Annotated in this window: 13 protein-coding genes; 7 read left to right on the top strand and 6 right to left on the bottom strand. The window is 43.2% G+C overall.

Going from position 1 to position 13,389, the window contains the following annotated elements; translation table 11 throughout:
- The first annotated feature begins 514 nt into the window (after positions 1–514).
- The 3 genes from SU60_RS06410 to SU60_RS06400 are packed head-to-tail and all read left to right on the top strand — an operon-like array spanning position 515 to position 5,515.
- Positions 515–4,720 carry an RHS repeat-associated core domain-containing protein gene (locus SU60_RS06410; protein ID WP_052481501.1) on the top strand — a complete coding sequence of 1,402 codons (4,206 nt, stop codon included), beginning with the start codon at positions 515–517 and terminating at the stop codon, positions 4,718–4,720.
- Between the two features lie 13 nt (positions 4,721–4,733).
- Positions 4,734–4,988, top strand: a complete 255-nt coding sequence (locus tag SU60_RS06405) for a hypothetical protein (RefSeq protein WP_041154783.1) — start codon at positions 4,734–4,736, stop codon at positions 4,986–4,988.
- A gap of 56 nt (positions 4,989–5,044) precedes the next feature.
- Positions 5,045–5,515 carry an RHS repeat-associated core domain-containing protein gene (locus tag SU60_RS06400; protein WP_041154782.1) on the top strand — a complete coding sequence of 157 codons (471 nt, stop codon included), beginning with the start codon at positions 5,045–5,047 and terminating at the stop codon, positions 5,513–5,515.
- On the opposite strand, the gene SU60_RS06395 is transcribed toward SU60_RS06400, so the two are convergent.
- Together SU60_RS06395 and SU60_RS06385 are read right to left on the bottom strand one after the other, a co-directional pair.
- A protein-coding gene (locus tag SU60_RS06395) for an IS3 family transposase (protein WP_119565117.1) occupies positions 5,512–6,662 on the bottom strand; the annotation gives its coding sequence in 2 pieces (ribosomal slippage) (positions 5,512–6,419 and positions 6,419–6,662; 1,152 coding nt in all). The genes SU60_RS06400 and SU60_RS06395 overlap by 4 nt on opposite strands.
- A gap of 255 nt (positions 6,663–6,917) precedes the next feature.
- On the bottom strand, positions 6,918–7,955 hold the full coding sequence (locus tag SU60_RS06385) for an IS110 family RNA-guided transposase (protein WP_041154781.1): 1,038 nt from the start codon (positions 7,953–7,955) through the stop codon (positions 6,918–6,920).
- A gap of 292 nt (positions 7,956–8,247) precedes the next feature.
- On the opposite strand from SU60_RS06385, the gene SU60_RS06380 reads away from it, so the two are divergent.
- Complete coding sequence (locus SU60_RS06380; RefSeq protein WP_014386655.1) at positions 8,248–8,523, top strand: hypothetical protein; 276 nt, start codon at positions 8,248–8,250, stop codon at positions 8,521–8,523.
- A gap of 36 nt (positions 8,524–8,559) precedes the next feature.
- Here the strand turns inward: SU60_RS06380 and SU60_RS06375 are convergent, their stop codons facing one another.
- Positions 8,560–9,654: an ATP-binding protein gene (locus SU60_RS06375; RefSeq protein ID WP_014386656.1), complete on the bottom strand. Its 1,095-nt coding sequence runs from the start codon at positions 9,652–9,654 to the stop codon at positions 8,560–8,562.
- A 285-nt stretch (positions 9,655–9,939) separates the two neighbouring features.
- Complete coding sequence (locus tag SU60_RS22580) at positions 9,940–10,068, bottom strand: hypothetical protein (RefSeq protein WP_280806698.1); 129 nt, start codon at positions 10,066–10,068, stop codon at positions 9,940–9,942.
- An 80-nt stretch (positions 10,069–10,148) separates the two neighbouring features.
- Between SU60_RS22580 and SU60_RS06370 the strand changes: the two genes are divergently transcribed.
- From SU60_RS06370 to SU60_RS06360, 3 genes are all read left to right on the top strand, one after another.
- A complete protein-coding gene (locus tag SU60_RS06370) occupies positions 10,149–10,409 on the top strand; it encodes a hypothetical protein (RefSeq protein WP_014386658.1) in 261 nt (86 codons plus the stop codon).
- A 109-nt stretch (positions 10,410–10,518) separates the two neighbouring features.
- Positions 10,519–11,274 carry a hypothetical protein gene (locus SU60_RS06365; protein WP_014386660.1) on the top strand — a complete coding sequence of 252 codons (756 nt, stop codon included), beginning with the start codon at positions 10,519–10,521 and terminating at the stop codon, positions 11,272–11,274.
- Between the two features lie 62 nt (positions 11,275–11,336).
- A complete protein-coding gene (locus SU60_RS06360; protein ID WP_041154780.1) occupies positions 11,337–12,059 on the top strand; it encodes an NYN domain-containing protein in 723 nt (240 codons plus the stop codon).
- Between the two features lie 255 nt (positions 12,060–12,314).
- Here SU60_RS06360 and SU60_RS06355 read toward each other — a convergent pair whose 3' ends face one another.
- Together SU60_RS06355 and SU60_RS06350 are read right to left on the bottom strand one after the other, a co-directional pair.
- A complete protein-coding gene (locus SU60_RS06355) occupies positions 12,315–12,755 on the bottom strand; it encodes a hypothetical protein (protein WP_041154779.1) in 441 nt (146 codons plus the stop codon).
- Between the two features lie 96 nt (positions 12,756–12,851).
- Complete coding sequence (locus SU60_RS06350; protein WP_041154778.1) at positions 12,852–13,388, bottom strand: hypothetical protein; 537 nt, start codon at positions 13,386–13,388, stop codon at positions 12,852–12,854.
- Position 13,389: the final 1 nt, after the last annotated feature.

Raw genomic sequence — 13,389 nt, 5'->3', positions numbered from 1 at the left:
ATTGCTTTAACGCCTTTTTCCTAAAATTAAGCTATATATACGGATTAAGGCGTTTCCTCATTTTAAGCTTAGATATAGGTGTGTTTCCTAATATTAAGCTATGTGATAGAGATGAACTTCCTAATATTAAGCTTCAATTTCCTAATATTAAGCTTTAGCTTACAGAAACAAAGCTTAAAGTTAGGAAATTTCCTGATATTAAGCTACCTAACACGCTGCATGATCTTATGATCCTATGGATCTATATATGATCAGTAGCGTTCACCGCTGATGCGGCTTCGCTGATCACTCAACTTCGTTTCACTGCTATGAGCAGTAAAACAAAGTCGAGCGATTCAATTAAAACCCGCTTCCATATTAGCCATTGTTTCATGTCTGTATGCGCCCGTATAGGCAGTTAAGCATGAAGTTAATCTCTTTGATTAAGTTGATAATAGAGTCCGTGTAGAAAGTAATTAATGGACTTTAGAAACCAGTGGATCATTTTCATACTAACTTAATCGCAAGAGCTTGTTTGTTAGCACTTATAGTTCCTAGTGCTGTTTCTGCTCAGTGGCGTATCAATGCCAGTGGTAGTTCAGAAATTGATGCAATGAGATTTGATCTCCCAGAGCAAGCGCATGAATTTTTAAGGGACTCTAGAATTAACGAGCTCGCAAGGACTCACAGCTATGTGAGTGAAAAGCTATACCCGAGTGAAACGTATAGTGATGGAAGACTAATCTCATGGCTGTGTATGCATCGTAGTGATGCTCCAGGTAGTTATGACCCAGACACTTGTTACTTTGGAGCTCTCTCTGGAACTACACTGACAAAATTCATAATTCCTGGGGAGATGACTGATTCACCACTTCTCAATAGAGATCTTGGTAAACCAGAAACAGAACTGTGCGTTGGAAACCCTATCAACCTAGCTACTGGTAATAAATATCAGCAAGAAACCGATTATGTAAGCGCTGGTATGGAGCCTCTTGTATTCACAAGACATTACAACAGCCAGTTAGCTTTGAGTGGTAAACAAAGCGATGTTGGTATTGGATGGAGCCACAACTATTCAAACAAAGTGATTTTTGACAAAGAAAGTCACGGAGAGAATATGGTTGTCTTGCATCGGCCAGATGGGAAAGAGTTAGCATTCTACCGGACAAATGCGGTTTGGATGCCAACATGGAAAAGTGATGATCGGTTATACAAAGATTCTGGTTGGAGATATCAGAGAGCTGATGGTGTTGTCGAACTATATGATAGTAATGGTCAGTTGATACGTATTGTTCATCCATCGGGAAATGAGCTGGATCTGAATTATACCAACGGTAAGTTAGACTCTGTTTCTGACAGTTTTGGCCGGACTTTAAGGTTTAGTTATGATCAAGGGAAGATCATAAAGATAATCGACCCTGCTGGACAAACCTTCTCTTACGATTATTCGAATGAATTGTTAGTTGCAGTGCATAAACCGGATGCCAATCAGCGAAGTTACCACTATGAAGACAGTTTAAACCAAAGCCTTTTGACTGGCCTTACGGATGAAAAGGGAAGCAGATTTGCTACGTGGTCTTATGATCCTTCTGGTCGCGCTGTTCTGAGCGAACATAACAGTGGTGTTGATAGGACAAGTGTTACATACAACCCTGATGGCTCAGTTACGGTAACGAATGCTCTAGGTCACGAACAACATTATCTGTTTAGTCGTTATAACGGAAAATTAAAGCCTGACAGTATACAGGGTGCTGCATGTACTGGTTTTGCTGGTGGTACGAAGTCGTTTGGCTACGATGCCAACGGTGAGTTGAAGTCAATTATCAATGAAGAAGGCCAATCATTCTCTTACCAATATGACCAAAGAGGGCTTGAAATTTCGAGGACAAGCTCGACTGGTGATACGATCACAACACAATGGCATTCAGAGTTCCCAAAACCAACCAAAATTACATCGTCATACTTGGTCCAAGAATTTGCCTATGACGACCACCAGCGGCTGTTAACGCTTAAATTGATTGACCGAACCAACTCAGATGTTAGGCAGTGGGCATTTGAATATTATCCAGACTCTCTTGGTGTTCCTGGACAACTGAAATCAGTGGATGGTCCTCGGGTGGATGTTGATGATGTAACGCGCTTTGAATACGACGCTCAAGCCAACCTAAGCCGAGTTATCAACTCTCTTGGGCACGTAGTGTCATTTGACAATTACGATGCTCATGGAAGGGCTCAGAGCGTCACAGATACCAATGGAGTAAGCTACTCGCTTAACTACAACACGTTAGGTCAAATGATTTCTTCTACTGGTCCAGATGGAACTACATTGTACTCTTACGATGAATCAGGACTCTTGGTATCTATCACCTTACCAACCAACAGCACTTTCACTTATGAGTACGATGCTGCTCAGCAGCTTATGGCCGTGATTGATGCAAATGGAAATAGACAAAGCATTAATCGAGATTTACTAGGAAACATTGAGCAAGTTGAGCTGAAAGATAACAGTGGTATTGCTCAATGGAAGCAACTGCATAGTTACACTTTGAATGGTTGGCTTTCATCAACAACAAATGGAACGGGAAATGTTTATACCTATTCCTATGACAAGACAGCCAACCTGACGGGCAAAGTTGATCCTTCTGGAAATGCTTATGCCTACCGCTATGATGGTTTTAGCAACCTGCTCCAATCAATTGACCCTGTTAACCGCGCCACTGTAATGCAGTATAACGATAATGCGTTAGTAACGAGAGTCACTGATCCAAGAGGGCGGAGAACTTACTATTCATACAACGGATATGGCGATGTTCTCTCAGTACAAAGCCCAGACACAGGCACGGCTCATTACACTTATGACAAGGCTGGAAACCTGATCGGTAAAACAGATGCCAACGGTCAGGTTTTCACTTATCACTACGACGCGCTTAATCGCCTTTCTTCAATCACTGTGGATGGTCAACCTAATGCTAGCGTGACATTCCGCTACGATGAACCAGAAGCGCTGTATGGGGTAGGGCAGCTTACTTCCATTACAGACGCTTCTGGCGTATCAAAATACAGTTACACAGCCAGTGGTGAGCTAGCCAGCCAAGAACTAATTGTGGATGGTCGCACCTTGTTAACCAATTACACCTATGATGGTGCAGGGCTATTGGCGAGTATCGAGTACCCGAGTGGCCGCAAAGCGGTATATCAGCGCAATGTAGCGGGAGAGGTCATTGGCATTACATTGGATAATGGTGTTAACAGCAGAACATTAGTCTCTGACTTGGTACGGAAACCTTTTGGGCCTGTAACTGATCTGACTCATGGAAATGGGCTTTGGGAAGAGCGCCATTACGACATGAACTATCAATTGGAGTCTGTACAGGTTGCTGGTGCGATGCACCGCAGTTATCTCTATACGGCCAATAGTAATGTCGATTCAATTACAGACGTAATGGATAGTAGCTATAGCCAAACTTTCAATTACGACAAGCTGAGTCGCTTGATTGATGCTACTGGTGGTTACGGGACCCGAGAGTACACCTACAACTACAACGGCAACCGGACGGCTATCTACCGCGACGGCGTGAAAGATTCGTATAGCATTGTGTTCAACAGCAATCGCCTAACCAAAACAAGTATTGGCTCGATCACCTACAGCTATGATGCAAATGGAAACACGATTGGCCGAGGAACGGATGTTTTTGTCTATGATGCTTTCAATAGATTGACTGAGGCTACGGTCAATGGCGAAACATCAATCTATCACTATAACAGTGCTCATCAACGAGTGAGGAAGTCAGCTGGTGGCGTGGATGTGCTTTATGTTTACGGCCTCGATGGCGAGTTATTGGCCGAGGTGGATGCCGGAACCGGGCAAACCCAGCGCGAATATGTTTGGCTTGACGGCCAGCTGATGGCTTACCTGGTGAATGGCACCGTTTACCACGTTCACAATGATCACCTGGGCACACCGCAGGCCCTGACAGACGAACTTGGTGAAGTAGTATGGAAAGCGCAGTACACGCCATTTGGCCGAGCCAGTGTCACGACAGAGCTAGTCACCTTTAATCTTCGCTTCCCCGGCCAGTATTTTGATACCGAGACTGGGCTGCACTACAACTGGCATCGGTACTATGACCCGTCACTGGGGCGGTATCTGCAATCAGATCGCCTTGGCTTGTTCGATGGAGTGGATACCTATGGGTATGTGCATGGAAATCCCTTGAAGTTTATTGATCCTACAGGCGAGTTTGGATGGGTTGCTTTTGGGGCTTTCGTTGGCGGTTCGCTTAATGCGATTGCTCAATACCATTCAGGACAGACGTTTGACTTTGCATCTTTTGGGGCTGCTGTCGTTACAGGGGCTGCGGGAGGTGGTCTTGGTAATTTAACTAAGGGGTTGTCTTGGGGGAAAAATATCGTTGCCAATTCATTGGGTAGTGGGGTAATTGGAGGTGGTGTGACAGCTGCTAAGAACAAAGTTACAGGCAGCTGTGATGATATTTGGCTTAACTCAGGGCGCAGTATGATATTAGGTGGATTAGGAGCAGGGGTTGGTAACTCATTTGCTGGGCTAGGAAAAATAATTCCAAAGATGCAGGCTAACCGATGGTGGGATAAAGCGTCATTAGAAAAACGGTTAAAGAGTTCGTCGAATGCGTTTCACCGTTCAGATGCACCTCCAACGCTAACGGTATTTTTTGTCACCACTGGTAATATCGGAAGCAACATCATTGCTAATATCCCATAAGTGAGAATTGAAGATGAAGATGAAAGGATTTAGTGCATTCATGATAACAGTATTTCTCCCCTTTTTAGTTGGTGGGGCCATTATTGGTGCTGCATTTGGGGGAGTAGGATATTACATCACAAATTGGTTTGGTTTATTTGAAAGACAAATTCAGCACGAGATGGTTTTTTGGTTATTTTTAGGTATGGGGGTGTTTGCTGGGACAGTAGGAGCGGTACAGTCGCTAATTGCATTCATTAGACATCCCGGTGTTCACGGTGACACATAGCAAACATTCATGCTTGTAACACGCCGCCAGCGGGTTAAGCCTGCTGGTGCGTGGATGTGCTTTATGTTTACGGCCTCGATGGCGAGTTATTGGCTGAGGTGGATGCCGGAACCGGGCAAACCCAGCGAGAATATGTCTGGCTTGACGGCGAGCTGGTGGCTTATCTGGTGGATGGCACCGTTTACCACGTCCATAACGATCATTTGGGTACGCCGCAAGCATTGACCGATGAGACCGGAGCCACGGTATGGAAAGCCAGTTACTCTCCGTTCGGCAAAGCGACTGTCACGACAGAACAAATCAAATTCAACTTACGTTTCCCCGGCCAGTATTTTGATGCTGAGACCGGGCTGCACTACAACTGGCATCGTTACTATGACCCGTCTCTGGGGCGTTACCTGCAATCAGATCGTCTTGGCTTGTTCGATGGAGTGGATACCTATGGGTATGTGCATGGAAATCCGCTGTTGAGCATTGATCCTACAGGGGAATATGATCTGCACCAGCAAGACTGGACACCTTGCTAAGCGACATATTGCTGTTCAAAGTTGACTGGGCTTAAATACCCAAGAGCACTGTGCCTTCTTGTCCGATTATAATCAACCTCTATGTACTCAAAGATCGTTTGACGCATCTCGCTTCTTGTCATGATTGGCTCATATTGAATGGCTTCAACTTTCATTGAATGGAAGAAGCTCTCGACACAAGCATTGTCCCAACAATTTCCTTTCCTACTCATACTTTGCTTTAGATTATAAGCGGCTATCTGATCTCTATAATCTTTAGAGCAGTACTGGCTACCACGGTCACTATGGATGATAACTTGTTCTGGGAAGCCCCGTCGGAACAACGCCATTGATAGAGCATCACTGACTAGTTTTGCAGTCATGCGAGTATCCATAGACCAGCCAATCACTTGTCTTGAGTAAAGGTCGATAATTACCGCCAAATACAGCCAGCCTTCACTCGTCGCTAGATAGGTGATATCACCAGCCCACTTCTGATTTGGGGCTGAAGCGTCAAAGTTCTGAGCAAGCAGATTCGGGGCTACAGGCATTTCATGCTTACTGTCTGTCGTGCATTTGAATTTTCGGGCAGCTTTCGGCGTTAAATTCTGCCGCTTCATACTGGCTGCAATGGTTTTTACGTCGTGCTCATCACCGTTATCAGCCAGTTCCTTTTGAATTCGTCTGGAGCCGTCTCGTGCCTTGCTGCTATCAAAAGCTTTCTTGACCTTACAATCAAGCTGTTGACGAAATGTCTCACGATTCGTTGTCTTGTGGCGGTGCTTAATCCAGTAATAAAACCCACTTCGTGAAACATCGAACACTTTAACCATACTGGTTATACGGAAGTTTAATAAGTGTTCGAGCATAAATTCATAGCAATCTATTTTAGATGCTTCGCGAAATAGGTGGCGGCCTTTTTTACGATTTCTAGCTCCTCTGCTTGCTCAGCAAGTAACCTTTTGAGCTTAGCGTTTTCAGCAGCCAGTTCTTTTTCTCGATTACTGGTGTTGGTATCTTTCTTCGAAGCCTTTCGCCATGCATAGATTTGAGATTCATGCAGCGATAACTGTTTTGCAGTGGCAGCCACACCAATCTTTTCAGCTAATTTAAGGGTTTCAGCTTTAAATTCAGGAGTGTGTTTGATTCTTGTATTCTTGGTTGTCATTGTTCACCTCGTTAGTGATTGTACTCACTTAACTCGGTGTCCAAAACTTATGTGGACTCCCCGTTGTCAACAGTAAAAATTATAATATGAAATAAATGCGCACTTATGTACGAGCTCTCGAAGAGTAGCGAACTCAGGCTCTATGATATTTACGCGAACTAGTTGCAATTCTGCTAGACGAGCTAGAAGCTCTTGTTTTGGACCTGCATAACCAGTTGATTTTTATCATATATGCATTTCACTGTTTTGACACGTTTAAGCTGATACAGGATCCGCTTTGTATTCCGAACCTTGGGTAAGCAAGGCGAAGGCTGTTCTAACATTTTTATTGGCTAAAGCGACTGCTGCACACTTTTTGCCTCGACGCTCAATCAGCGCTTTAAGCCATAGCTCTTTCTTCGTTTTAGCTGCTCTAGTCCCTAAGTGATTGACTATAGACATTGCCCCTGTTATCAATTGACTTCTTAAAATGGTATTCTTTGTTCGGCGACCTATAGACCCCACCTTGGATTTACCTCCCGAGGAGTGTTGTATCGGTGTTAAACCAATACATGCCGCGGCATCTTTCCCTTTTGTGAAAGAGCCGATATCCGCGCAGCCCAGTGCAATGTACAAGTTTATGGCGTTCAGTATTCCGATTCCCTCGATCTTCAGAAGTTTTTTGCAGTCGGGATGAGACTTTATAGATTGCTCAAGGCAGGTATCGTAAGTACTAATAGTTTCAACCAAAGTGAGATACTGTTCTTTAGCTGCACAGAGAGCAACCCTGAACTCCATAGAAAAGCCGTTTTCAGCATCTTCAAGTGTTGATTCAATAACTCGTAATAATCCACCCTTGCGCTTAGACACTTTAATATTGAACTCCGATAGCAAAGCGATAATCTGATTTTTCGCGGCTGTCTTTTGCTTCATGCAAAGCTCTCTCATGCGCATTATGGATTGAAGCTGCTGTTGTTCTACAGATTTTCCAGAAACAAATGCGACATCTGGAAGCAATGAAGCTTGAATAATGGCCAGTGCATCATTCTTATCTGTTTTTTGATTTTGTCTTACTGAAGCAACTAAATTTGGAGAAATAAGTCGGGCATCATGACCTAAAGATGCAGTCCGCTGCTTCCAGTAATTGGAAGTACTACACGCTTCAAATATCACTGTCATTGGCTTGGAGTTAGCTAACCACAAAGCGAATTCATTCGGCGTCATTTCGGTATTGGAACGCACCTTCTTGTTTGCATAGACACAAACTTGAACCACTTTCTTTGCTAAGTCGACACCAACGATAGTTTTCTTCATGCTGAACTCCAGTTTTATGTAGCAAGCTTCGAATTATCTAGCTTACGGTTAGTAAGGAGGGGAGTCCAATTATCTGCTGGGGCGGATCATTGTGCTATATTGCTGGGGGATGTGTTTGAGACTTTGGACAATTAGTTAAAGTTTGTGCAAAATTACATCACTGACCTGGCTGATGGCGTTTCTGCTTCGAACCTCAGCTTATTACTTATCGTGCCCCAGCAATAAAACCTCTTTGATTTCCCCCTTTAAATCGACATAATGAGCATATGTAGTCAACATAATGGTGATATGTATGTCTGGAGTCGTTTTCCATCAAGTAAAAGAAGGTGAGTTCCGCCGTCTCGCGGAGACTCGAACAATGACCAAACTAATTGCGCAGGAATCTAAACTGCATCCTAATAAGTTTCATTTGGTTGGGATTGATAGTGGTAAAGGAATCGCGTATGCAATTAGACATGGAAGAACCAGTGACTTGAGAGTGTGGAGGCTTGATATCCTGGTAAATCAGGTTAGAGACATGGGGTTTGAGAATATAGAAGTACAACTCATAAACAAAACCCACGCATGAAGCATGGGCTGATAGTCTTAACATGCCGAAAGGCACTTATTTTTCAAGAATATAATCACGAAAGTCGTGGTTCTCAATTTCCAACTTCCCACGCTCTGGGCTGTAAATTAGCTCAAGCGACTTCAATCGTGTGACTGCATTTTTCACCGACCATTTTGTAACGTCTGTTTCTGGGTCGCCAGTGAAAGCTTTCACTTTGTCTAGTCCTGTTTTGGTATAAAGACCTTTTGACTCATTGGCAGCAACAAGCTTTAGGATCGCCACTTCGATAGGTTTCAGTTGTTCGTATGTTTTTGAAAAGTGGTCCTCTGACTCGATACGATCAACGTCATAACGATGGACACCAATATCTAGGTCATGAACCATGTTCAGGGCCATATTCTTTAACATTTCAACAAACCGAGCGGGAGCGCGATTTTGTTTGATTAAGATTTCTAGGGCTTTGTGTTTGTCGAGTTCGACACCACCAGTGACATTTTTGAATGCGGCCAACTCGAATTCAACGAAATCCATATCCAGCTCTTCAAATATCTGGGTTTGGCTGGAGTTGTAGAATGGAGCCTTGTTGTCTTTGAATAAGCGACTTAACCCCTCTCTACTTGAACCTGTGAAGATGCATTTGACGTTGTTATCCTCTCTGTTCACTACAAAACTGCGTAGAGCTGCCGTAAACGAGTCAAATTCTTTGCGAGTAGCCAAATGTTGAACTTCGTCAAGCAACAGTAAAACAGGCATATCCAGCTCGTTTAAGCGTTGAAATACAGCGAACAAGTCAGCTCTCAGTTCTCCCTGAGAACGCTCTACTTCAACTTTGCCACCAGCTGCACTAAAACCTAACTTTTTGAAGTTGAGAGCTTTGCCAAGCTTATGTAGAAATCCTTCATTCCTTTCACAAGCATCAATGACGGATTTAATGAAGATGCCTTCTGGGTCGTCTTTTTGCATCCAAAAATCTACATAGATAGGTAAGACACCAAGTTCACGAGCCATAGGAATGATATCTTTTTGAATGAATTGAGTTTTTCCTCGCTTGCGTGGAGCGAAGATTGAAACACGTTGAAGAAGACCTTTGTCCATCCCGTTAAGGATAAACGTAGCAAGCTGTGTACGAGGATAATGCCAGATATCCATTGTCGTGCTCCTTTGGTAAATTGTGTTATCAATGATACCACAAAATAGAATTGTGGTAGATTATTTAACACAACCAACCACAAATAGGATTGCCATCCTAAAGCAGATCACTCTTTTACTAAGTAGCTCTTTGTCATGTCCCTCAATTTGCCCAAAAAAGGGCAAGTTCTCATCTCTTAAAAAAATGTCATGTCGGTACACTAAGAGCATGATGCTCTGGAGATTGATCTTATGGATATGATAAACGGCTGGCTATATGAAGTTCAGAGAGCCCTTGATAGTTCTTTAGGTGATATACCCTTTGATTGGCGCTGGATTGCTGCTGTGATTGGGTTCTTTTTTAATATGGAGGCTGTTCTCTTTTGGCTTTGCCATCGTTAAGTTTGTCATCGTTGCGGCAATAGCTGCTGCCATTTATGCTGCTGTTGTTGGCGATTCGTCAGGACTTGCTGGTGGTAGTTTCTTTGGATTTTAGTACAGTTTGGTAGCTAAATATGAGCATTCTGATATCGGATGGAAGTGAAACGCTCGATGCAGCAACCGCAATTTCTGAGTTGCCAGATTCGTACACGGGTCATTGTTCTGTCGTAACAATCAATGAAGAAATAGTTGCCACTGTACCTAACCCTCAAATTGCATTTTCTATTGCGTGTTACGCGATTGGAACAGAAGGGGGTTATGGAAGTGTTTATGTTCGTCCGGCCAAAGACGGTGAAATTCTCACCCATACAGATTTTGACAGTTGGGCGTACTAGCTGGATTTCTACTTAGACTTTCACATGTGAAAGTGGAGGGGAGGGGTTGCGTTTTCAAAAAGCATGATAAAGTAAGTATGAATATTAACTAAATGAGGTCCTTACGGCGATGCCGGAAGGGATCTTAAATACCGGAGATAAGACTATGATGATTCTAACCACTCTTTCTGAAAAACTAGATGACCAAACGAGCCGAGTATTCTGGCGTGTGGGCACTAAACGCAGTGGAATTCTTGATGTAAAAATCGACTTTTCCCATGAAGATTCTGATTTGATTTCAGAATTATCAGCCATTCAATACCTACTCTTTGAAGAAAAAGTAATGGGTCGAGAGCCGGGTTCTGGTTCTGGCTACAAACTCGTTGTGTCAAAGGGAGCAATCAAAAAGCTTGCCCGTGGTAAATCTACGAAAAAACATGCACAAAAGTTTGCAGCATTTCTTCAAAACCGAATGGCTGGAGTGCAAATAGAGGTATCACAAAGTCGTGAGTTCATGGCCGACCCAAAATCATGTGTAACAGTGCTCTTAGATGCAAATCGCCAGGAATATGCAAATACGCATGATGCCGTTGAAACACCAGCAATGGGGACCGTTTATGTTACCGCTCACGCTGTTGAACAGTATAAAGAGCGATTGAGCACTGGAGATCCCAAAAAGCCCTGGGCGAGTTTAGTCAATCGACTTAAACATCCTGAGTTGAGAATTCGAAATTTGCCTGCAAATGTTTTGGCCCATAAAGCGAAAAAATACGGTACTGCCGACAATGTAGAAGCTTGGGGGCATCCAACTTCCAAATTCACATACCTTATTGTTAACGATAATGGGCGTCGCACCTTAGTAACTGTTTTTGAGCGCGAACAATAACCTTGGAAGGAATAAAATTGGATAGTGCAACTAACTACATAAAGGATGGTCACGCACGGATTATGGGTAACAGAAAAATCGCTGTATTAATTGATTCAGAAAACACTCCACACTCAAAGCTAAACCTGATTATTGAAGAGCTTTCTAGTTTTGGGCAGATCATCGTTAAACGTGCATATGGCGATTTTTCTGCTGAACAACTAAAAAACTGGAAGCAGCCTTTGAATGAGTTAGCGATTCAAGCTAAGCAGCAATTTGCCTATACATCTGGAAAAAACTCGACAGACTCTTTAATGATTATTGATGCAATGGATCTCTTGTACAGCCAAAGGTTTGATGCTTTTGCTTTGATATCCAGTGATAGTGACTTTACAAGTCTTGCTACGAGATTAAGAGAGTCGGAGATACACGTCATCGGTGTAGGAAAAGCGATGACTCCGACTTCGTTTAAAAACGCTTGTGATGACTTTGTAGCGATAGAGAACTTAAACGCTGATGTTGATCTTGGGGAGGCACAACCAAGCTCTAATCAAGACTCAGAACGCGAATTATGGCGATTAATGCATCAAGCTTGGCAGAACTATCGAGATGAATCGGGCTGGGCAAAACTAGGTGAAATAGGCAAGTACTTAAAGAGACTGAAGCCAGATTTTGACCCTCGAAACTACGGGTTGAAGAAGTTATCTGACTTTTTTGATAAATATCCAACGCGCTATAGAACCCGTAACACTAAACGCACTGGTATGGAGTTTCAGCTGATAACAAAGGCAAGCAAACAAAAATGATGTGCTGCCTTCGCTGACGACATACTGCAATCGGGTAACTCAAAAATGCCCCATTGTCATTTTCGCTCTTTAAATTTCTTGTCGTCCTGCTTCAAAATTTTCCTCAATAAAATTCATGTGAGAGAAATATATGTGTTTGCACAATTATTCATTAAAGGTGAGTAGTTAGAAATCAGTTGCCCGGAGATATGCTGACGATGATTTTGAGTCACTTCGGGACAAATGCGAGTTTGGTTAACATCGCTGGGCTAGGATTTAACGTATTCGACAAAGCTTGAATTCGTAACCATTCTCGACTGTGCCATCTAGGCATTCGACTATCCAAAAATGGTCGTCATGACCTGCTTTAATCCCTCCTTTGGAGGTACCAAATTTAGTGCCTTTTACCAAGATTACATAGCATTCTAGTGACTGAGAAAACGCATCCCTGACGGCTTCAAACAGCTCTTTTGAATGGCTAATACTTAATGGCTCGTGGCCCAGCGCTATACTCATGGCTGGAACCCTTTTACTAAAAGTACCATCCTTATGATTGTACCTGTTGTCTTCAGGATGTATGTGGTCTATCTCTGCCGAAAAAACATAGGTTAAATCTGTTTTCGCCACCCACGAGTATTGATCTCGCTGAATGGCACCAAGACTTTGATACGCATTTTTTAAGCCTTTGACCCAAGATAATGGTTTTGATGGTTCCATTGAGATTCCTAATGCACTACAGGTTAAGTGCTTATACTAGGGCTATAAAGTTCGACCAGTCAATTGAACTGGGACAAAAGCGCCTTAGTTCATTCATTACTGGTGCCCTTTCCAGAATTTTTCAATTTCCCATAACGCGCGGCTGCCCATTACTTCTCTGATTGATTGGATCACTTGTTCATATTGATCTGAGGAAAATTTAGACCACCTTGCTAGCTCAGCCTCTTTCCAGCGAAACTTCAGTCCTCCGAAATTACTTCGGCACAAAGCGTTCAACAACACAGCATCTATGGGAGGGTGCAAATCGACGACTTTTACGTGCGAATCATGTCCCCCGCAAACCAAAGCCGATTTTAAGTACATGTTGATTAATTTGGCGGCGACCCCATGAGTAAAGGTCAATCCTATTTTACTTGCTTCAGCAATAAGTTGTTCACGCCATAGGCGGTGCTGTTTATCAATGTCCACTCTTGCTGGTAGTTTATCTGGATTGTCAACCAATGTGTCTAGACCTATAGACTCGATAAGTTGTTTACCTTGTTCTACCGTAAACCTTGTCTCCTTGACACTTGACGCTCTGGAAGCTGCCCATGCACAGAAGCGATGTTTATGTTCAGTTATTGTGTATGTCATC

It is taken from the genome of Vibrio mytili, from assembly GCF_000830505.1.
Classification (GTDB): domain Bacteria; phylum Pseudomonadota; class Gammaproteobacteria; order Enterobacterales; family Vibrionaceae; genus Vibrio; species Vibrio mytili.
The sequence above is the reverse complement of the archived record's forward strand: the minus strand, read 5'-3'. Positions and strand labels throughout refer to the sequence as shown.

Excerpts from the sequence above, each read along its gene's own strand:
- SU60_RS06405 (WP_041154783.1), top strand. The coding sequence starts at position 4,734 with ATGAAGATGAAAGGATTTAGTGCATTCATGATAACAGTATTTCTCCCC.
- SU60_RS06385 (WP_041154781.1), bottom strand. The coding sequence starts at position 7,955 with ATGAAGAAAACTATCGTTGGTGTCGACTTAGCAAAGAAAGTGGTTCAA.
- SU60_RS06380 (WP_014386655.1), top strand. The coding sequence starts at position 8,248 with ATGTCTGGAGTCGTTTTCCATCAAGTAAAAGAAGGTGAGTTCCGCCGT.
- SU60_RS06375 (WP_014386656.1), bottom strand. The coding sequence starts at position 9,654 with ATGGATATCTGGCATTATCCTCGTACACAGCTTGCTACGTTTATCCTT.
- SU60_RS22580 (WP_280806698.1), bottom strand. The coding sequence starts at position 10,068 with ATGGCAGCAGCTATTGCCGCAACGATGACAAACTTAACGATGGCAAAG.
- SU60_RS06370 (WP_014386658.1), top strand. The coding sequence starts at position 10,149 with ATGAGCATTCTGATATCGGATGGAAGTGAAACGCTCGATGCAGCAACC.
- SU60_RS06365 (WP_014386660.1), top strand. The coding sequence starts at position 10,519 with ATGCCGGAAGGGATCTTAAATACCGGAGATAAGACTATGATGATTCTA.
- SU60_RS06360 (WP_041154780.1), top strand. The coding sequence starts at position 11,337 with ATGGGTAACAGAAAAATCGCTGTATTAATTGATTCAGAAAACACTCCA.
- SU60_RS06355 (WP_041154779.1), bottom strand. The coding sequence starts at position 12,755 with ATGGAACCATCAAAACCATTATCTTGGGTCAAAGGCTTAAAAAATGCG.
- SU60_RS06350 (WP_041154778.1), bottom strand. The coding sequence starts at position 13,388 with ATGACATACACAATAACTGAACATAAACATCGCTTCTGTGCATGGGCA.